This window comes from Janthinobacterium sp. SUN026 (genome assembly GCF_030397625.1).
GTDB classification, from domain to species: Bacteria; Pseudomonadota; Gammaproteobacteria; order Burkholderiales; family Burkholderiaceae_D; genus Janthinobacterium; species Janthinobacterium kumbetense.
This window is the reverse complement of the sequence record NZ_JAPQNU010000002.1, coordinates 861,871-879,380: the sequence shown is the minus strand read 5'-3', so window position 1 is coordinate 879,380 and position 17,510 is coordinate 861,871. Positions and strand designations below refer to the sequence as shown.

At 63.7% G+C, this 17,510-nt stretch carries 21 protein-coding genes; 5 read left to right on the top strand and 16 right to left on the bottom strand.

The window, feature by feature from the left end:
• The first annotated feature begins 30 nt into the window (after nucleotides 1–30).
• On the top strand, nucleotides 31–912 hold the full coding sequence (locus OX459_RS13520) for a LysR family transcriptional regulator (protein WP_099664400.1): 882 nt from the start codon (nucleotides 31–33) through the stop codon (nucleotides 910–912).
• Here OX459_RS13520 and OX459_RS13515 read toward each other — a convergent pair.
• Nucleotides 888–1,355: a PACE efflux transporter gene (locus OX459_RS13515; protein ID WP_099664399.1), complete on the bottom strand. Its 468-nt coding sequence runs from the start codon at nucleotides 1,353–1,355 to the stop codon at nucleotides 888–890. The two genes, OX459_RS13520 and OX459_RS13515, sit on opposite strands and share 25 nt — an antisense overlap.
• Nucleotides 1,356–1,537: 182 nt before the next feature.
• Between OX459_RS13515 and OX459_RS13510 the strand changes: the two genes are divergently transcribed.
• From OX459_RS13510 to OX459_RS13500, 3 genes are all read left to right on the top strand, one after another.
• The gene (locus tag OX459_RS13510; protein ID WP_289905408.1) at nucleotides 1,538–1,993 is read left to right on the top strand and encodes a hypothetical protein; all 456 of its coding nucleotides are present in this window, start codon (nucleotides 1,538–1,540) and stop codon (nucleotides 1,991–1,993) included.
• A gap of 151 nt (nucleotides 1,994–2,144) precedes the next feature.
• The gene (locus OX459_RS13505) at nucleotides 2,145–2,990 is read left to right on the top strand and encodes a DUF5672 family protein (protein ID WP_289905407.1); all 846 of its coding nucleotides are present in this window, start codon (nucleotides 2,145–2,147) and stop codon (nucleotides 2,988–2,990) included.
• Between the two features lie 118 nt (nucleotides 2,991–3,108).
• Nucleotides 3,109–5,274: an EAL domain-containing protein gene (locus tag OX459_RS13500; protein WP_289905406.1), complete on the top strand. Its 2,166-nt coding sequence runs from the start codon at nucleotides 3,109–3,111 to the stop codon at nucleotides 5,272–5,274.
• Here the strand turns inward: OX459_RS13500 and OX459_RS13495 are convergent.
• The 12 genes from OX459_RS13495 to flgB form a co-directional block, all read right to left on the bottom strand.
• A complete protein-coding gene (locus OX459_RS13495; protein WP_289905405.1) occupies nucleotides 5,271–6,314 on the bottom strand; it encodes a hypothetical protein in 1,044 nt (347 codons plus the stop codon). The two genes, OX459_RS13500 and OX459_RS13495, sit on opposite strands and share 4 nt — an antisense overlap.
• A gap of 5 nt (nucleotides 6,315–6,319) precedes the next feature.
• On the bottom strand, nucleotides 6,320–7,231 hold the full coding sequence (gene flgL / locus OX459_RS13490; protein ID WP_289905404.1) for a flagellar hook-associated protein FlgL: 912 nt from the start codon (nucleotides 7,229–7,231) through the stop codon (nucleotides 6,320–6,322).
• Nucleotides 7,232–7,241: 10 nt separating this feature from the next.
• On the bottom strand, nucleotides 7,242–8,603 hold the full coding sequence (gene flgK, locus OX459_RS13485) for a flagellar hook-associated protein FlgK (RefSeq protein ID WP_289905403.1): 1,362 nt from the start codon (nucleotides 8,601–8,603) through the stop codon (nucleotides 7,242–7,244).
• An 81-nt stretch (nucleotides 8,604–8,684) separates the two neighbouring features.
• Nucleotides 8,685–9,074: a rod-binding protein gene (locus OX459_RS13480; RefSeq protein ID WP_251349231.1), complete on the bottom strand. Its 390-nt coding sequence runs from the start codon at nucleotides 9,072–9,074 to the stop codon at nucleotides 8,685–8,687.
• Nucleotides 9,074–10,186, bottom strand: a complete 1,113-nt coding sequence (locus OX459_RS13475; RefSeq protein WP_070219890.1) for a flagellar basal body P-ring protein FlgI — start codon at nucleotides 10,184–10,186, stop codon at nucleotides 9,074–9,076. Before OX459_RS13475 ends, OX459_RS13480 begins: the two co-directional genes overlap by 1 nt.
• Before the next feature lie 9 nt (nucleotides 10,187–10,195).
• Nucleotides 10,196–10,858 carry a flagellar basal body L-ring protein FlgH gene (gene flgH, locus OX459_RS13470; protein ID WP_180278556.1) on the bottom strand — a complete coding sequence of 221 codons (663 nt, stop codon included), beginning with the start codon at nucleotides 10,856–10,858 and terminating at the stop codon, nucleotides 10,196–10,198.
• Nucleotides 10,859–10,869: 11 nt separating this feature from the next.
• Nucleotides 10,870–11,658 carry a flagellar basal-body rod protein FlgG gene (flgG, locus tag OX459_RS13465; RefSeq protein WP_171985002.1) on the bottom strand — a complete coding sequence of 263 codons (789 nt, stop codon included), beginning with the start codon at nucleotides 11,656–11,658 and terminating at the stop codon, nucleotides 10,870–10,872.
• Nucleotides 11,659–11,690: 32 nt separating this feature from the next.
• Nucleotides 11,691–12,419, bottom strand: a complete 729-nt coding sequence (locus OX459_RS13460; RefSeq protein WP_289905402.1) for a flagellar basal body rod protein FlgF — start codon at nucleotides 12,417–12,419, stop codon at nucleotides 11,691–11,693.
• A 26-nt stretch (nucleotides 12,420–12,445) separates the two neighbouring features.
• A complete protein-coding gene (locus tag OX459_RS13455) occupies nucleotides 12,446–13,624 on the bottom strand; it encodes a flagellar hook-basal body complex protein (protein ID WP_289905401.1) in 1,179 nt (392 codons plus the stop codon).
• A gap of 58 nt (nucleotides 13,625–13,682) precedes the next feature.
• Nucleotides 13,683–14,336, bottom strand: coding sequence for a flagellar hook capping FlgD N-terminal domain-containing protein (locus tag OX459_RS13450; protein ID WP_289905400.1), 654 nt, complete (start codon nucleotides 14,334–14,336; stop codon nucleotides 13,683–13,685).
• Nucleotides 14,337–14,339: 3 nt separating this feature from the next.
• A complete protein-coding gene (flgC, locus tag OX459_RS13445; RefSeq protein WP_034757795.1) occupies nucleotides 14,340–14,756 on the bottom strand; it encodes a flagellar basal body rod protein FlgC in 417 nt (138 codons plus the stop codon).
• An 8-nt stretch (nucleotides 14,757–14,764) separates the two neighbouring features.
• Nucleotides 14,765–15,127 (bottom strand): flagellar basal body rod protein FlgB, encoded by a 363-nt coding sequence (gene flgB / locus OX459_RS13440; protein ID WP_034758109.1) that lies wholly within the window; start codon nucleotides 15,125–15,127, stop codon nucleotides 14,765–14,767.
• A gap of 254 nt (nucleotides 15,128–15,381) precedes the next feature.
• Here flgB and flgA point away from each other — a divergent pair, with 254 nt between their 5' ends.
• A complete protein-coding gene (flgA, locus tag OX459_RS13435; protein WP_289905399.1) occupies nucleotides 15,382–16,029 on the top strand; it encodes a flagellar basal body P-ring formation chaperone FlgA in 648 nt (215 codons plus the stop codon).
• A gap of 5 nt (nucleotides 16,030–16,034) precedes the next feature.
• On the opposite strand, the gene OX459_RS13430 is transcribed toward flgA, so the two are convergent.
• The 3 genes from OX459_RS13430 to flgM are packed head-to-tail and all read right to left on the bottom strand — an operon-like array spanning nucleotide 16,035 to nucleotide 17,501.
• A complete protein-coding gene (locus OX459_RS13430; protein ID WP_289905398.1) occupies nucleotides 16,035–16,787 on the bottom strand; it encodes a glucosaminidase domain-containing protein in 753 nt (250 codons plus the stop codon).
• Nucleotides 16,774–17,214: a flagellar export chaperone FlgN gene (gene flgN / locus OX459_RS13425; RefSeq protein ID WP_289905397.1), complete on the bottom strand. Its 441-nt coding sequence runs from the start codon at nucleotides 17,212–17,214 to the stop codon at nucleotides 16,774–16,776. The genes OX459_RS13430 and flgN overlap by 14 nt, the downstream gene beginning before the upstream one ends.
• Nucleotides 17,211–17,501 carry a flagellar biosynthesis anti-sigma factor FlgM gene (gene flgM, locus OX459_RS13420; protein ID WP_034757812.1) on the bottom strand — a complete coding sequence of 97 codons (291 nt, stop codon included), beginning with the start codon at nucleotides 17,499–17,501 and terminating at the stop codon, nucleotides 17,211–17,213. The genes flgN and flgM overlap by 4 nt, the downstream gene beginning before the upstream one ends.
• Nucleotides 17,502–17,510: the final 9 nt, after the last annotated feature.

Sequence of the window (17,510 nt, the reverse complement as noted above, 5' to 3'; positions counted from 1 at the left end):
CGGAAAAGTGCCGCCCGTTTCCAGCTTCCCATGAAACTCTCCAGCCATAACATCGAACTGTTCCTGGCCGTCGTCGACGGCGGCTCGTTCTCGGCCGCCGCCCGCGCCTTGCGGCGGGCGCCGTCGGCCGTCAGCATGGCGATGGCCAACATCGAGGCGGAACTGGGCATCACCCTGTTCGACCGGGGCGCGCGCGAAGCCGTGCCCACGCCGGCCGCGCTGGCCCTGCTTCCCCACGCGCGCCTGATCGCCGAGCAGTTGAAACAGTTGCACCTGCACGTACAGGAATTGTCGCAAGGGCTGGAAAGCCGCATTTCGCTGGGCATCGCGGCCGAGCTCGACCATACGCCTTTCCTGGCCGCCGTGCGCGCGCTGTCGCAGCGCCATCCGCTGCTCGACATCGAAGTGCTGACGGCGCCGCAGGACGATGTGCTCGACATGCTGCACCGGGGCCGCATCAGCGCCTGCATGGCTTTCGCAGGCGGGCGCATCAATCACGAGGAACAGTTCCAGCTGGTGGGCAGCGATGCCTTGCTGGCGATTATTTCCACCCAGCATCCGCCCAGCGCGGCGGGTCAGCCCCTGTATATCGAGGAATTGGTGAATTTGCGCCAGATCATCGTCGCCAGCCGCGAACTCGACCTGGCCGATGCGCGCCCCGTGGTGGGGCTGTCCTATTGGCGCACGGACAGCTTGCCGATGGCGCTGGCCATGGTGGAAGCGGGCTTGGGATGGGGCAACTTTGCCGCCTCGGCCATCCAGCATTCTCTGGCGGCGGGGCGGGTGCGTTGCGTGGCGTTCAAGAATACGGGCAATGGCCTGGTCGTGCCCATCCACCTGGTGTGGATGAAGGACCGGCCGCTGGGCATGGCGGCGCGGTCCTTTCTTCAGTTGCTCAGCGAAGCAGCCTGAACGTCAGTGGCTTCTTCCTTCGGCTGCTGCGCCGACAGGGGTACGCCGAACAGGCCGTCGAAGAAGTAATTGAAAATGAAGCTGTAGCACGGGATGATCAGCATCAGCGCGAAGTCCAGCACGAACGCTTGCCACAGGCTGATATCGAGCCACCAGGCGATCAGCGGGATCAGGTAGATGACCAGGGTGATCTGGAAGCCGATCGCGTGCAGGATGCGGCGCCAGACGGTGCGCGTGCGCGACACCTGGCGGATTTCCCAGTATTCGAAGGCCGTGTTGTAGAGCAGGTTCCAGATCACGGCGATGGTGGTGATCATGATCGCCAGCGGCCCCGTGCTGGTGGGCGACTCGCCCGAAAGCAGGGTCAGCCAGGCCGTGGAAATGGCCATGCCGATGATTTCAAAGGCGGTGACGTAGACGATTTTGCGTTTGATGCCTTGCATGTAAAGCCTGTAAAGAAGAGATGGTGCGTATTTTAAGTCAGGTGTGCTGATGTTTGAAGTCGATAGCTGTCAGTTTTTCTGATGGATTCGCTGTGGGAATACCGTGCGTGCCGCGAACGGTGGATAATGGCGGCTGGCAGGCAACCGGTCCCGCCGCATCACCGCAGAAAAGGTCAACGAGCATGCAAGGCGCAGCAGACAGCAACATCCCCGACACCCCCGCCGATACCCCCGCCGGCGCGGACGAACGTCCCCGTTTCCGCCCCCGTCCGTGGGAGCACCTGGAAACGCCGTACGACGTGGAAGTGTGGATCGAAGAACATAACCGCAGCATGCAGGACAATATCCGCGCCACGGAAACGGGTGTGGGCATCTGCTTTACCCTGGCCGAAGGGGGCGATATCTATATGCAGACGAGCGCCGACGGCGCCGTCGTGATCGACGTGACGCCGGACGCGGCCTGGGTCTCTCCCCTGATCAGCGCGGCCACGGGCTGCGAGACGCCGGATGGGGCGCTGTGGATCTTGCCTGACGATAAGTTGATCCAGCTGATCGTGGGGCTATCGAGCCTGGTGGCCAGCACCTTGCTGGTGGTGGGGCATGATTTCGGCTTGCGCCGGCGCGGCATGGGCCGCTGAGCCGTTCGCGCGCCGCCGGGGCCGGGCGGCCATGCCCCATGTTCCATGCCTCTTGTCCCGCTCCCGTTTGCGCTGTATCATGCGGGCGTTGCAAAATATGCCATGCCCGCGCCTGGCATGCCTTCCGCCTACATTCGATGAAAAGCCTGTAATGCATAAAGATAAGCTGGACCTCCGCGACATCAGCCTGGTGTGCGTGGAAACGCGTTATCCCGAACTGGCCAGCTTTGCCATCGAGCGCTGCCTGGCCGGCGCCGATTTCAAGGAATGCCTGCTGTTCACTTCCCGCCTGCATGATTTGCCCCCGCACATACGCCAGGTGCTGATCGCCCCCATCGAGAGCGTGGAAGCGTATTCGGCATTCATGGTGCATGAGCTGGGCGCCCATTTCAGCGGCACGCATGCGCTCGTCATGCAGTGGGACAGTTTCATCGTTGATGCGCGTCAATGGCAGAGCGCTTTCCTCGACTGCGATTATATCGGCGCACCGTGGTCGCATCGCCCGGTGGCCGTCGGCAATGGCGGCTTCTCGCTGCGTTCGCGGCGCCTGTATGACATCTTGCCGCAGCTGGCCATCACGCAACCCCATCCGGAGGATTATGCGATCTGCGAATTGCATGGCGACCGGCTGCGCGAGGAGTTCGGCGTGCGTTTCGCCGATGCGGGCCTGGCCTCCAGCTTTGCCTTCGAAGGCATCATGCCGGCCGGTCCCACGTTCGGTTTCCATGGTTTTTTCAACTTTGGCGAAGTGCTGGACGACACGGAACTGACCGATTACCTGCGCAAATGCGACGATGCCATAATGCATGCGCCAACCGCGCGCGGGCTGATCAAGCAGCTGTACCGCTCCGGCCGCTACCGGATGGCGGCACGGATATTGCGGCGGCGCATCAACGGCGGCGCGGCGCTATTCGGCGATGCCTGCCTGCTTGCCCTGCGTACAGGCATGCATGCGCTCAGGCACGGCCGCTCGCGCCCAGCGTCGCCGCGCGCATAGCCGTCCTGGCGGCTGCCGCACCGGCTGCCGCCATGCATCGCTCGACACTGAGCCTTGCGCATGCTAGTCTCGGGACAGCATCCGCCTGATCGCCTGGGCGGTGGTGCAAAGGATAGCCATGGACAATACACCGCATGCGGTCTCAGCTCCTGATTCCTCCCTGCATGGCCAGGACCCCGTGCCGTGGCCGGCCACTCCCTTGCTTGACGATGGCGTCTTCAGCCCTGAACGGGTGAAGGCCGAGCGCGAGCAAGCCTATTTCAACGATTTATACCTGCTGGCGCCCGTCGCCTATTTCGTGCTCGGTCTCGATGGCGTGATCGTGCAAGTCAACCTGGTGGCGGCCGAATTGTTCGGCCTGGTGCGCGAGCGCCTTGGCCACGTGCTTTTCCGTTCGTATGTGCACGAGGCGTTCCGCCACGATTTCGAGCAATTCGTGCAGCGCGTGCTCAATAGCAGCGAGCCCGAGCGCATCCAGTTGCAGGTGCGGCGGCGTCCCGGCGCGCGCGAGGCCGGCTTGCCCGTCAGCCTGCTGGGCAGCGCCGATCCGAACGGCCAGGCGCTGCGCCTGGTGCTGGAGCAGGCCGAAGGCAAGCTGGCCGCGCTGGAACGCAGCGAAGAGCGTTTCCGGCGCATCGTGCACAGCGCAGAGGAGGGCATCTGGGAAATCGATGCGCAGGCGCTGACCAGCTTTGTCAATCCGAAGATGGCGCAGATGCTCGGTTGCCAGATCGAGGATATGCTGGGCCAGCCGCTGGCCGCCTTCATGGATGACGAGGGGCGCGCCATTCTGGAGCGTAACATTGCGCGGCGCCAGGATGGCATCGTCGAGCGCCACGAATTCAAGTTCCTGCGGCGTGACGGCAGCACCTTGTGGGCCACCCTGGCCACCAATCCCATCTTCGACTCCGGCGGCGCCTACCTGGGGGCGCTGGCGCTGGTCAGCGATATCACGCTGCAGCGCACGGCGTCCGAGCGCCTCTGGCGGCAAGCCAATTTCGACCCCTTGACTGGCTTGCCGAACCGCCACCTGTTACTCGACCGCTTGCAGCACGAGGTGCGCCACGCCAGCCGCGAAGGCGGTTGCCTGGCCTTGCTGTTCATCGACCTCGACCATTTCAAGCTGGTGAATGACCGCCTGGGCCAGGAGAAGGGCGACATGCTGCTGCGCCAGGCGGCGCTGCGCATCTGCGAGCGGGTGCGCGCCAGCGATACGGTCGCGCGCCTGGGCGGCGACGAGTTCGCCGTCATCCTGGCCGGCGTGCGGCAGCTGGGCGGCATCGAGCGCGTGCTGCAGGAGCTGACGACGGCGCTGGCCCTGCCTTTTGTGCTCGACGGCGACACGGCGCACGTGTCGGCCAGCGTGGGTGTGGCGCTGTATCCGGCCGACGCGGAGGCCACGGACAGCTTGCTGCGGCATGCCGACCAGGCCATGTATGCGGCCAAGAGCGCGGGGCGCAACGGCTACAGCTATTTCACGCCGGCCTTGCAGCAGGCGGCCGACCTGCGCCGCGCGACGGTGCGCGAGATGCGCCTGGCGCTGGCGCAGGACCAGTTCGAAGTGCATTACCAGCCCATCATCCGCCTGTGCGATGGCAGCATCGAGCGGGCCGAGGCGCTGCTGCGCTGGCGCCATCCGCTGCGCGGCTTGCTGCTGCCCGCTGATTTCATCGCCTTTGCCGAGGCCAACGGCCTGATCATCGATATCGGCGAGTGGGTCTTCCGCCAGGCCGTAAGCCAGGCGCGGCAGTGGCAAGCAGCGCATGGCGCCGTGTTTCAGATCTGTATCAACAAGTCGGCCGTGGAATTTCGCTGCGATGCCGCGCTCTACCAGGACTGGGGCAATGCGCTGGCGCGGGCGGGCCTGGCGCCGGGCGCCATTATCATTGAGGCAACGGAAGCCGTGCTGCTCGACGAGGCGCGCCCGGTGGCCGACCGTCTGCGCCAGTTCCGCGCCATGGGCCTGGCGTTGGCGCTCGACGACTTTGGCGCCGGTAACACTTCGCTGGCTTGCCTGAAGCGGGGCGATCTCGAGGTACTCAAGCTCGACCCATCGCTGGTGCGGGAACTGGGGGCGGGAGGCGCGGCGCTGGCCGTCTGCTCGGCCATCATCAGCCTGGCGCAGGGGCTGGGCCTGAAAGTGGTGGCGGAAGGGGTGGAAACGGCCGCGCAGCGTGACTTGCTGCGGGCCGCCGGTTGCGATTATGCGCAGGGTTATGTATTTTCAGGCGCGGTGCCTGTGGAGCAGCTCAGTGCAATGCTGGCCGCGGGCCGGCGTTTTTAATCCAGGCCCAGCAGCGCGACGACGCGTTCGCGGCTGATGCCGACCAGCGCGGAGCTGATCGCCAGCAGCGATTCATAGCCGGGCTGGCGGGCCTTTTCCATGAAGTTTTCCGCCAAGGTATCCATGCTGACGTGCACTTGCACCGGTTGCGCGCGGGCCACCCGTCCCGTGGCTTGCGCCAGGGCGAGGCTGACGGAGCTGCGCGCCGCCTGCAACTGGGCCAGCGCCTGCACCACTTGCTGCAAGGTGGCGCGCAGGGCTTCCGTGTCGCCGGTATTCCATTCTTCCGGGGCGATGGCGGCCGGTTCCGCATCCGTGCGCACGCGGCTCATCTGGCCGGTCGGGTAGCGGATGCCGCTGCCGCGCACGGACAGGCTGTCGCGCACGTTGGCCCAGGCCGCTTCCGAGGTGCTGAACACCAGTTCGCCATTCTGGCCCAGCTTGACGCCGATGCCGGACGGCATCAGTGCGCGGTCGAAGCGGGAAACGATTTCGCTCTGGCTCAAGCCAGGTTCGATGTTGACCGAGCGCAAGGCCTGGTTCGCGCCGCCGACGGAAAAGGCCAGCACTTCCTGCGGGCCTTCCTGCAGGCTGGCCATGGTCAGGCCGCGGATGCTGAAGTTCTGCTGCGCCGCCTGCGGGCTGGTATAGCTGAGTTGCGCGTCGAGCGTGCCGCCCGAGGCGCTGGCGCGCTGGCGCCAGGTATTGCTGAACTGGCGTACCCTGGCCTCGACTTGCCCTTCGCGGCCCTGGCGCGCGGCCAGCTTGGCCGCCAGTTCGCTCTTCAGCGCTTGCAGCTGGCTGCTGCTGCGGTCCAGGTAGTCAAGGGTTTGTTGCGCGTTAGAAATTTCTCCCTGCAGCTGGTGATCCCAGTTGCTCAGGCCACGCTGCAGGCTCGCCGTCGAACTCCTCGCCGCCGGCGCGTCGCTGCGCGCGCTGGTGCCGCCTTTGACCGCGGCGGACGCGTCATCGACGACGCGGGCTGTGCCGGCGCCTTTGGCATTGACGCCGGACGAGGAGGAAGTCTGAACGATTTGCATGATGGTCAGAGAAGATCAAACAGGGAAATGGTGCCAACCTTGGCGTAGGCTTTATAGGTTGCCTGCAGGGCCGTCTGGTAGCCGGTCAGTTCAATCGCTGCTGCACCCATGTCGGTCTTTTTCAAGTCCAGCAGAGCCGAATTGTTCGACAGCGACACATTGGCCAGGTTGCCGGACAGCGTGGTGAGGATGTTTTGCGCGCCGCCGAAGATGGCGATCTTGCCGGAGAGCAAATCCATGCCATCATCGGTGCCGCCGAGGCCATCGTTGACGATGGCGCGCACGGCCGGATCGTTGGGGTTGACGCCCGGCGCGCCGAGGGTAGTGACGACCTGGTCGATCTTGTTGAGCCACACTTCCAGGTTCTTCACGTCGACGTTGGCCGCCTGTGTCACGCCATTGCCGACCACGACAGTCTGCGTATCGGTATTGCCGATGTAGCTGTAGCGTGAGCCGACGGCTGCCGTCGGGTCGTACTTGATCGCGGGCTGATCGGTAGCGGTGCCGGAAAACATGTAGCGGCCTTCCTGGTCCTTCAGGTTGGCCGTGTACAGCACGCTGTCGCGCATGGCCGTCAGCGATTGCGTCATCGCATTCAGGTCGCCAGGCGTATTGCTGCCGTCGGCGGCCCACACCAGCAGGTCGCGCGCCTGGCCCATGTCGGTGACCATGCTCGACAGGTAGTTTTCATTCTTCAGCAGGCGCACCTTCACGGTGGCGATATTGTCCTGGTATTGCGTGACCATGGCTTGCTCGCGCGTCAGGCGCGAAATGCGCACGTTGCCGATCGGATCGTCCGATGGCAGCTGGATGCGCAAACCCGAAGACATCTGCTGGGTCAGGTAATTGATGCGTTCCTGGTTTTGCTGAAGCGAAATATTGATCAGCGATTGGTACTGGCTACTGGCGACACGCATGATCTTCTCCTTAACCCATCATTTGCAAAGTGGCGTCAAACAAGCTATTCGCCACGGAAATGACTTTCATGTTTGCTTGATACATATTCTGGAATTCGACCAGGCTCATCGCTTCCTCGTCCTTGTTCACGCCACTGGTGGACTTCCAGTCATCGATGGCTTGTGCGCGCACCGTGTTGGCCGTCTTCAGCAAGGCCTGGTTCTGCTGGCTGTAGATGCCCAGCTTGCCGACCAGTTGCGTGTCCGCATCGCTCATCAGCACGGAACCGACCCAGCTGACGGTGATCGGCTGATTCTTGATCTCGATCAATTTCTGCAAGTTGCCGCTGTCGCCAGCCGCACCCGTCAGCGACAGGGCCAGATCCTTGGCGTTGAAGCCGGGAGTAATGCTCAGTTTGCCATTCGCGTAGGCCAGCAGGGGGCCGCCGGATGTGCCGGTCATGGTCTTGCCCAGGGCCAGCTGTGCGTTGACCTTGTTGGTCAGCTGCGTGGCCAGGTCTTGCAGCGACTGTTGCAGCGGCTTCAAGGTATTTTTTTCGAACTCGCCCAGGCCGCCCATCTGGCCGCCGATGGCTGACAGGTCGAGGTTGTACGAGGACTTGGCGAAATCGAGTGTCAGGGTTTGGTCGCCCGTGTTCGTCATGTTGCTGGTCAGGGTACCGGCAATGCTGCCGATGACCAGCGGCTGGCCCGACTTCAGCGCGACATTGCGCGAGCCGTCCGGCTGGTCGAGCACGTCGATGCCCATTTGCGCGGCCAGGCCATCGATCAGCTGGTCGCGCGCATCCATCAGCGACGACACGTTCGTGCCCGCGGCCGTGGAGGTGCTGATGCGCTGGTTCAGCGCGGCGATGTTGGCCAGCGTGGTATTGGCTTGCGGCACGATCGCTGCGCGTTGCTGCTGCACCGACAGCAACTGGTTGGCCATGACGGTGCTGATGCTGTTGAAGCGCTGCGCCATGGCGTCGGCCGAGGTGACGATCTGCTGGCGCAGCGGCGTCGACGTCGGGTCGACGGCCGAGGCGTTGAGGGCGGCGAAAAAGCCGTCGATGCCGTTGCTGATGCTGGACGCATCGTCGCCCATCACGCGCTCGAGCTGGGTCAGGTAAGGCTGTGTCTGCGAACGGGCGCCCTGGTCGGACGCGGCGCGCCACATTTGCTGGCTTTTATAGGCATCGGCAAAGCGCAGCAAGGCGGACACTTCCACGCCATTGCCGGCCGAGCGTACGCCCACGCCGGCGCCAAGCGAGGACAACAGCACGCCCTGGCGCGTGTAGCCCGCCGTTTGCAGGTTGGCGATGTTCTGGCTGGCCGCATTGAGTGCGGCCTGGGCGGCGATGCTGCCTGACAATGCATTGCTGATGATGCTCATTGGGCAAGTTTCTTTCGTGAAGAGTGTGGCGCGTGCGGGTGGGCAAGCATTGAATCGTTGTTACCTTGTACAGGCGACGCTTCAGACGGATTTATTAAGCGGTGCCGCAATATTGTCGGTATTGACAGTGCTTTTGGCGGCCACGGGGGCGCCGGCCGCCGGCAGCAGCTGGCGCAGGATGGCGTCGGCGATGCCGAAGGCGCGCTGGCCGGCCATCTTGTCGGCCACCAGGTTGTCTGCCATTTCCAGCATGTCGCTGTTGATGGGGTCCTTGAAGACGCTGTCTTCGCCCGCCATCTCGCGCGTGCCCGAACGCATCTGGCGCAGCATGTGCGAGATGAAGAACGCCTCGAACTTGACGGCCGCCTCGGTGGCCTTGGCCGCATAGCGCGGGTCGGCCGGCGTGGCGGCCGCAGGGGAGCGGTCGTCGAGCGCCGAGGGCAGGGCGCTGCTGCTGTCGTTGATATTCATCATATGACCACCAGTTCGCCTTCGATGGCTCCCGCCTGGTCGAGGGCTTGTAAAATTGCCATGATGTCATCGGGCGACGCACCCAGGCTGTTGACCACGTCGATGATCGATTGCAGCTTGGCGCCGGCCGGCCATTTGAACATATTGCCGTTGCCCTGGTCGACGGACACTTTCGATTGCGGCGTGACGGTGGTCTGGCCGCGGCCGAACGGTGCCGGCTGGCTGACGGCCGAGCTTTCGGAAATGACGACCTTGAGCGAGCCGTGCGTGACGGCGGCCGCCTTCACGCGCAAGCCTTCAGCGATGACGACGGTGCCCGTGCGCGAATTGAAGACCACTTTCGGCGTATCGACGCCGACGTCGACGCTCAAGGCTTCCAGCTTGGCCATGAAGGCCACGCGCTGGGTCGGGTTTTCCGGCGCCAGCACTTCCACGCTGGTGGCGTCGCGCGTGGTGGCGACGGCGCCAAAGCGGCGGTTGACGGCTTCGACGATATTGATGGCCGTCTCGAAATGCGGGTGGCGCAAGTTCAGGGTGACGGTCGGCTTGGTCGAGAAATCGCTGAGAATCTCGCGCTCGATGTTGGCGCCATTGGGAATGCGGCCCGAGGTGGGCGTATTGACGGTGACGGACGAGCCGCTCTTGCCGGTGGCGTTCAGGCCGCCGACGACGACGTTGCCTTGCGCCAGCGCATACGTTTCATTGTCGGCCGCGCGCAATTGCGTCAGCAGCAGGGTGCCGCCGCGCAAGCTTTTCGCATCGCCCAGGGACGACACGGTGACGTCGATGGCCTGGCCACGGCGGTATCCTGGTGGAAACACGGCACTGACCATGACGGTGGCGACGTTCTTGCTTTTCGCTTCGGCGCCGTCCGGCATCTTCACGCCGAACTGCTTGAGCATGTTGACCACGGACTGGCTGGAAAACTTCACCTGGGTGGTGTCGCCGCTGCCGTTCAGGCCCACGACGAGGCCGTAGCCGACCAGCGGGTTGTCGCGCACGCCCTCGATACTGACCAGGTTGCGCAGCACTTGCGCGGCGCTGGCGGGCAGGGCAAAGCCGGAGAGCGCGGCCAGCATGGCTGCCAGGGGCAGGGCGGAACGAAATTTCATGAGGTCACCTTAAAACGGCATCCATGGGCCGACGAAGAAGCGCGTCAGCCAGCCTGGTGTATTGGCTTCGGCCAGGGTGCCCTGGCCGGAATAGGCGATCTGTGCATTGGCAATGCGCAAGGACGAGACCTGGTTGCTGGAATCGATGTCGGCCGCGCGCAGGTAGCCGCGCAGGCGCACGAATTCCTCGCCCTGGTTCAGGGTCAGGGTTTTTTCGCCCTGTACGCGCAGCAAGCCATTCGGCAGGACTTCCTGCACGATCACGGTGATGGCGCCGGACAGCGCATTTTGCTGCGTGCTGGTCGAGTCGCCGGCGAAGTTGCGGTCGGCCGACAGGTCGACGCCCGTCTTGGGGAGGGTCTTGCCGAGGATATTGGCCGCCTTCACGCCGACGGACGAGCCCTTGTTGAACGAGGTGCCCGCCTTCTTGCTGGCCTGCGTGGTTTCCTGCAGCGCCACCGTGACGACGTCGCCGACGCGGAAGGCGCGACTGTCCGAGATCAGATCCAGGCTTGCGTCGGGATTAAACACGCCGCCGGCCACGCCGCCGCGCGCAGCGCTGCGCGGCGCCACGGGCAGCGGCGTATCGGAAAAGCTCGGTGCCACCGGCGCGGCCGGCTGGCTGGCGCAGCCGGCCATCAATACCAGCAGCATGGCTGCCGTGGCTTTCATGGCGACTGTCATCAGCGTGCCGCTTGCGCCAGGTATTGCAGCATATTGTCGGCGGCCGACAGCACCTTGGTGTTCATTTCATAGGTGCGCTGGGCAGCGATCATGTCGACCATCTCCTCGACCACCTGCACGTTCGAGCCTTCCAGCGCGAACTGCTTCAGCTTGCCCAGGGCGCCTTCGCCGGGACGGCCTTCCGTCGGCGTGCCGCTCGATGCCGTTTCCTGGAACAGGTTTTCACCGAGTGCCAGGAGGCCCGTCGGGTTGACGAAGCTGGAGAGGTTCAGCTGGCCCAGCTGGGTGCCGTTGACATTGCCCGGCACGGTGGCCGTGACCATGCCGTTTTCGCCAATGGTGATCGCCGTGGCGTTGTTCGGCACGGTGATCTGCGGCACCAGGGGCAAGCCCTGGGCGTTGACCATCACACCGTTTTCATTGATGCCCAGCTGGCCGGCGCGCGTGTAGGCCGCTTCGCCGTTCGGGCGCAGCACCTGCAGGAAGCCGTTGCCGGTGATGGCGACGTCGAATTCGCGGCTCGTCGTTTGCAGGCTGCCGGTGGTAAACACCTTTTGCGTGCCGACCATGTGCGTGCCGTTACCCAGCTGTACGCCCGAAGGCGAGAGGGTGTTGTCGGCGCGCTGCGTGCCCGGCTGCTGCTCGACCTGGTAAAACAGGTCTTCGAAGACGACGCGGTCGCGCTTGAAACCGACGGTGTTGACGTTGGCCAGGTTATTCGCGATGGCTTGCAGTTTGGCATCTTGTGCCTGCACGCCCGTCTTGCTGATCCACATTGCTGGATTCATGTGTTGCTCCTAGTAATAGATTGGCGTGGGGCTCAAGCGCCCAGCAGGCGGTTGCCCGATTCCGTCATGGAATCGCTGGCCTTGAAGATTTTCATCTGCATCTCGAAACTGCGGTTCAGGCTCATGGTGGCAACCATTTCCTCGACGGCCGAGACGTTGCTGCCTTCCAGGTGGCGGTCGCGGATGCGTACCGCCGGATCGGCCTGCAAGTCTTCGCCGCCGCGCGCCACGATCAGGCCCGCCTCGTTCTTGGTCAGCTCGCCCGCTTCGGCGTTGACCAGCTTGAGCTTGTCGACCGTCTGCATTTGCGCGGTGCCCGGCACCTGGATGGAAATCGTGCCATCGCTGCCGATCGACAGGCTAGTGTGCTCGGGAATCGTGATCGGACCGCCTTCGCCCAGCACGGGCCGGCCATTGATGGTCAGCGCGCCCGTTTCATCGAGGTCCATGGCGCCGGCGCGCGTGTAGGCTTCGCCGTTTTGCCACTGCACCGCAAGAAAGCCGGGGCCCGTGACGGCCACGTCGAGTTCGCGTCCCGTTTCCTTGATGGCGCCCGTGCGCGTGCCGACGGCGCTCGACTGCGTCTGCGTCATGTGGCGGTCGTCGTAGCCATAGCCGTTTTGCAACGGCTGGGCAGTGGACACTTCCAGGTTGGCGCGAAAGCCGCCCGTTTCGATGTTGGCCAGGTTGTTGGCGTGTACCTGCTGTGCCCGCAGGGCACGGTCGGCCCCGCTCATGGCGGTATAAATCAGCGCATCCATTGCTCTTTACCTTTGCGTATCGTGGATTACAGCGCTTGCATCAGCGATTGCAGCATGGCGTTCTCGGTCGAGATGACCTTCGAGTTCGCCTGGTAGTTACGCTGCGACGTCATCAGGCCCACCAGTTCGGAGGTGATGTCGACGTTCGACTGTTCCAGCGAGCTCGTCACCAGTTTGCCGGCCATGCCGACGCCTGGACGGTCATACATGGCGGTGCCGGACGTGGTCGAGGCGACCCAGCTGGTATCGTTGACGGCCGTCAACGCACCTTCGTCGGGGAAGGTGGCCAGGGCGATCACGCCGATGCTTTGCTTCTGGCCGTTCGTGTATTTCGCCACGACGGAGCCGTCGTTGGCCAGTTCCACGCCCGTGTAGGTGCCCGAGGCATAGCCGTCGGCGCGGTCGGTCGAGGTGTTCGCTTCGCCGGCGAACTGGGTGGTGCCCGTGTAGTCGATGGCGATCGACAGCGGCGCGGCGCCTGTCGGCGTGCCCAGCGTCAGCGGGACCGGCGCGGTCATGTTCAGCTTGCCGGAGGTGTCGAAGGTCATGCTCGTCACCGGCCCCACAGTGACGTTGTCGAGGGTGTAGTGGACGTCCACGCCCGCTGCTGTCTTGACGAAGTACTGGCCCAGCGCGTGTTTGGCGCCCAGCGAATCGTAGATGATCGACGACTTGGCGCTGTTGTAGGTCAGTTCGTTGGTCTTGTCGAAGGGACCAGCCTTGATGGGCCATTCGGACGACATGTTGGCGGCGTATGCCAGCTTGGTCGACGCCACGGCGGGAATCTGGCCCGTCGGAATGTTCATGTCGCCCATGGTGCCCAGGGTGGTGCTGCCCTTGACGGCGGCGTAGCCCTGCACCAGGCGGCCGTTCGAGTCGATCAGCTTGCCTTCATTGCTGGCCGAGAAGATGCCGACGCGGCTGTAGCTCATGGTGTTCTGCGCATCGCGCGCGACGAAATAGCCGCGGCCATCGATGGCCGCGTCGAGCGCGCGGCCCGTGTTCAGCACGCCGCCATTGAGCGACATGCTTTGCGTGATCGAGCCGATTTCCGTACCCGTGGCGCGCGAACCGGCGTACATGGCCGAAAAGTTGGCGCGGCTGCTCTTGAAACCGTAGGTGCCGGCATTGGCGATATTGTTACTGGTGCTGTTCAACTGTTGGTTGATGGACTGGATACCGGACAGGGCGATGTCGAAACTCATGTTGACTTCCTTTAGTGAAGGACGAGATTAGTGTGCAGGGAACGAAGGGGCGAGCGGATCAGGCCGTCTTGCCGTTAAAGCCGGTGATCGCGCCAGGGTTGACTTCGCCCAGGTTCGACACGCTCAAAATCATGCTGCCGCCGGATGACAGGCGCACACTGTTGAGCTTGCCTGCGATGTCGACCGTTGGTTTTTCAGCGCCGCTGGTGGTGACCGCCATGCTATAGGTGCCGGCAGGCAAGCCCAAAGCCACGGGATCGATGGTGAAGGGAACGGTACCGGCCGACTTGGCGCCCAGTTCGATCTTGTATTCCTTGTCGTCCAGGCCTTTCAGGGTCACTGTGGTCTTGGTGGTGCTGGCGGCCAGCGCGATGCTGCCGCTGACCTTGCTCTTGTCGAGCTGCACCGTTTCACTGTTGACCATGACTTCCGAGCCCACTTGCGCGCCCAGGGCCAGCACTTGCATCGATTGCAGCACGCTGGCATTGGCGCTGGTCAGCGCCGACAGATTCTGCATCGCTTCCGTCTGCGCCTGCTGCGTTAATTGATTGACGAACTGGCTCGGATCGGTCGGCGCGAGGGGATCCTGGTTCTTGATCTGCGCGACCAGCAACTTGGTGAACATATCCTGGGTGGCATTGCTTTGCGACTTGACGGCATTGCTGTTGCTGTTGCTGCCGCTGGTGTTGTTTGTAAAGAGGTTGGTTTCCATGGATTATGCTTCACCTAATTTGAGGAGCGATTGCTGCATCGACTTGATGCGGCCCAGAACTTCGACATTTGTTTCAAACGCGCGCGACGCCGACATCATGTCGGTCATCTCGGCAACCTGATTGACGTTGGGATAGAACACCATGCCATCGGCATTGGCCATCGGGTGGCCCGGTTCATAGACCTTGCGCAGCGGCTCATCGCTTTGCACCACGTCGAGGACCTGTACTCTTCCACCGGCGCCGCTGGCGCCCGGGCCGTCCATCACGGCCGCAAACACGGGCTTGCGCGCGCGGTAGGTTTCGCCTTCGGAACCGGCAACGGAATCGGCATTGGCCAGGTTGCTGGCGATGGTATTGAGGCGCACAGTTTGCGCCGCCATCGCCGAACCGGCGATCTTGGAAATGTCCTGGAAGCTCATGCTGATCCTTATTGTCCGGAAATGGCCTTGGACAGACCCTTCAGTTTCATGTTGACGAAAGTGAGGCTGGTCTGGAAGTCGGTGGCATTCTGCGAGAACGCCGCCTGCTCGACACCGATTTCGACGGTGTTGCCGTCGCGGCTGGGGTGGTAGGGGACGCGGTACAGGGCGCTGGCATCGTCATCGGTCGACAGCAGGCCCGCCTCGTTGTCCTGCAACTGCTGCAGGGCGCTGCCGAAATCCATGTCCATGGCCTGGAAGCCGGGCGTGTTTTCATTGGCGATGTTGGCGGCCAGTACGCGTGTACGGTCGGCACGCAGCGCGAGTGCATCGGCGTGCACGCCCAGCGCATCCTTGAAATTAATCCCCATGGTCATCCTTTGTGTTGAATTCGATCGTGCTTTTTGCGGTTCGGGCCAGAAAATAGGTGGTGCAGAGGTAAAATCCCAGCCTGGTCATGTTGACGCATGGTAAGGTCATGCCGCTTCAGTATCTTTGATTAAGGTTAGCAATGATTTACTTTGAGAACTATTCCGTGATGTGGAACAAGGCGCAATGTCGTCACATACTGCTTCCGGGCCTCTTTTTACTGACCAGCCTATATAGTAGTGCAGGATGCGCAGAATTGCCAGCCGACAATATATTTTCGCGTGTGGAACAATTGGCGCGCGAGCAATTGGTGCAGCAAGCAACCTCGGCGGGACTGCTGGAACCGCAGTTTCAAGTGGCCGTGGTAAAAAGCACGCGCCCCGTGCCGGCGTGCGCGGCGCCCGTCGCGCTGGAAACGGCGGACAGCCGTTCGGCGCAGCGCATGCGCTTCGTGGCAGTGTGTCCTGGAAGCAACGGTTGGCGCTATGAAATGCTGGCGCGCGGCAGCATCACGGCCCAGGTCGCGGTGACGAGCGCCCCCGTGACGGCAAATACGCCGTTGCAGGCGGGCGACGTGACCCTGGCGCGGCGCGACGTGACGATGGTGCCGGACAGTATTTCCTCCTTGCCCGGCGCCGTTGGCCTGTCGAGCCGGCGCAGCTTGCGTGCCGGCGAAGTGCTGCGGCAAGGGCAACTGGCGTCGCCCGTGTTGATCAAGCGGGGCAGTGCGGTGAATATCGTGGCCCGCAAGGAGCAGGTGGAGGTGAGCATGGCCGGCGAAGCGCTGGATCCGGGCGCGCTGGGCGAGGTGATTCGCGTGCGCAACGCCACCAGCGGCACGGTGATACGTGCCAGGGTGGTCGATGCGGGCGTGGTGGAACCGGCCGAACTTCCCGGCCGTTAAGGAAACTACTCGGCGGCGGCCGTGCGCTGCAAACGCGTCGCCAGCTGGGTCAGCTTGGCGGCGTAGTTGGGGTCGGTGGCATAGCCGCCGCGCGCCAGGCCTTGCGCGAAAGCGCCCGCGTCGGCACCCGTGTTCAGGGCGGCGCGGTAGCGGGGATTGTCGAGCAATACTTGCGCATAGTCGCGGAAGGCGCTGGCCTGGTCCGGATAACTGCGGAAACGTTCCGTTTTCTTCAGGGCCGTGCCGCTGCCCGCCTCGTATTCGGTAGTGACATTGCTGGCCACGTCGCCTTGCCATTTGCCGCCGGCCTTGATGCCGAATAGATTATTCGTGTCCGCGCCCGTGCCCTGGCGCAGCGGACGCTGGCCCCAGCCCGATTCCAGCGCCGCGTGGGCGGCGACGATTTCCGGCGCCACGCCCAGGCGCGCGCCCGTTTCCTGCGTCCATGGCTTGATCGAGGCGAGGAATTGCTGCTGCGTTTCGCCGATCTCGCCGCCCTGGTTGATGCTGCCCAGCACATTGACGGGCTGGCTCTGTTCCAGGTAGGCGCGGCCTTGCGGGTTCAGGCTGGTGGCGTTCCCGCCGCCCTGTTCGATGAAGCGGGCCACTTCGCCCTGTACTTGCCGGAACACGCTGCTGAAACTGCCGGCGCCTGCCGTGGCAGGGGTGGCGTGCATATTGCTTTGCACGGCATTCGTCGCCATCGTCGACGGCGTCGCCGCCATGGCGCGCATCTGTGAAAAATCAGCCTGGCGCATACGTATCTTCCTCGCCATGCAGCACGCGCTGCATGATGCTGTACTGCTCTGTTAACAAATCGCTGTTGCGGGCATTCAGGCGCTTGCATTCGAGCACCATCTGCTCGAGCGCAGCCCAGTCGCGCTCGGCCGTGGCGCGCGCGTCTTCTTGCAACAACGCAAACAATTGCGGCATATCGCCTTGCGGGCCCAGCAGGGCAGTGACGAGGCTGACCCGCTGGCGGCGGCGCGCATCGAGGGGCTCGACGGCGGCGATGACCTGATCGGCCAGTGCCGTCAATTGCGCGCTCTGATGGTGCAAGGTGGCCTGGAATTGCTCTTCCAGCACGGTTTGCAGGGCGGCATAGCCGATGCTGTCGTCTTTCATGCCTTGCAGTACGCGGCGCACGGCTTCCTGACGCGTGATGCCCTTGCGCGGCGCGGTCACGATTCGCCGCCGTGGAAACGCTGGATCAAGCCTGCCAGTTTCGACGGATCGAACGGCAATTCGCCCTTGGCCAGTGCATCGCGCAGCATGGCCACGCGCTCATGGTCGATTTCGGGCATGGCGCGCAGGGCGGCCATGGCCGGTTGCAGCACGGCCGATTGCAGTTCCGCCCCGGCCGACGAGCCGCCCATGGCGCCGGCGGCGCCCGCGTTCTCGGCGATCGCCTCGGCCGGCGCGACGGCGCTGCTGCGTACGGCAGCACCGGTATTGCCGGAGGAGATTTTCATACGTTGTCC

What these genes read in the sequence shown, in the direction of transcription:
- OX459_RS13520 (WP_099664400.1), top strand. Translation starts at nt 31, where the DNA reads ATGAAACTCTCCAGCCATAACATCGAACTGTTCCTGGCCGTCGTCGAC.
- OX459_RS13515 (WP_099664399.1), bottom strand. Translation starts at nt 1,355, where the DNA reads ATGCAAGGCATCAAACGCAAAATCGTCTACGTCACCGCCTTTGAAATC.
- OX459_RS13510 (WP_289905408.1), top strand. Translation starts at nt 1,538, where the DNA reads ATGCAAGGCGCAGCAGACAGCAACATCCCCGACACCCCCGCCGATACC.
- OX459_RS13505 (WP_289905407.1), top strand. Translation starts at nt 2,145, where the DNA reads ATGCATAAAGATAAGCTGGACCTCCGCGACATCAGCCTGGTGTGCGTG.
- OX459_RS13500 (WP_289905406.1), top strand. Translation starts at nt 3,109, where the DNA reads ATGGACAATACACCGCATGCGGTCTCAGCTCCTGATTCCTCCCTGCAT.
- OX459_RS13495 (WP_289905405.1), bottom strand. Translation starts at nt 6,314, where the DNA reads ATGCAAATCGTTCAGACTTCCTCCTCGTCCGGCGTCAATGCCAAAGGC.
- flgL (WP_289905404.1), bottom strand. Translation starts at nt 7,231, where the DNA reads ATGCGTGTCGCCAGTAGCCAGTACCAATCGCTGATCAATATTTCGCTT.
- flgK (WP_289905403.1), bottom strand. Translation starts at nt 8,603, where the DNA reads ATGAGCATCATCAGCAATGCATTGTCAGGCAGCATCGCCGCCCAGGCC.
- OX459_RS13480 (WP_251349231.1), bottom strand. Translation starts at nt 9,074, where the DNA reads ATGAATATCAACGACAGCAGCAGCGCCCTGCCCTCGGCGCTCGACGAC.
- OX459_RS13475 (WP_070219890.1), bottom strand. Translation starts at nt 10,186, where the DNA reads ATGAAATTTCGTTCCGCCCTGCCCCTGGCAGCCATGCTGGCCGCGCTC.
- flgH (WP_180278556.1), bottom strand. Translation starts at nt 10,858, where the DNA reads ATGAAAGCCACGGCAGCCATGCTGCTGGTATTGATGGCCGGCTGCGCC.
- flgG (WP_171985002.1), bottom strand. Translation starts at nt 11,658, where the DNA reads ATGAATCCAGCAATGTGGATCAGCAAGACGGGCGTGCAGGCACAAGAT.
- OX459_RS13460 (WP_289905402.1), bottom strand. Translation starts at nt 12,419, where the DNA reads ATGGATGCGCTGATTTATACCGCCATGAGCGGGGCCGACCGTGCCCTG.
- OX459_RS13455 (WP_289905401.1), bottom strand. Translation starts at nt 13,624, where the DNA reads ATGAGTTTCGACATCGCCCTGTCCGGTATCCAGTCCATCAACCAACAG.
- OX459_RS13450 (WP_289905400.1), bottom strand. Translation starts at nt 14,336, where the DNA reads ATGGAAACCAACCTCTTTACAAACAACACCAGCGGCAGCAACAGCAAC.
- flgC (WP_034757795.1), bottom strand. Translation starts at nt 14,756, where the DNA reads ATGAGCTTCCAGGACATTTCCAAGATCGCCGGTTCGGCGATGGCGGCG.
- flgB (WP_034758109.1), bottom strand. Translation starts at nt 15,127, where the DNA reads ATGGGGATTAATTTCAAGGATGCGCTGGGCGTGCACGCCGATGCACTC.
- OX459_RS13430 (WP_289905398.1), bottom strand. Translation starts at nt 16,787, where the DNA reads ATGCGCCAGGCTGATTTTTCACAGATGCGCGCCATGGCGGCGACGCCG.
- flgM (WP_034757812.1), bottom strand. Translation starts at nt 17,501, where the DNA reads ATGAAAATCTCCTCCGGCAATACCGGTGCTGCCGTACGCAGCAGCGCC.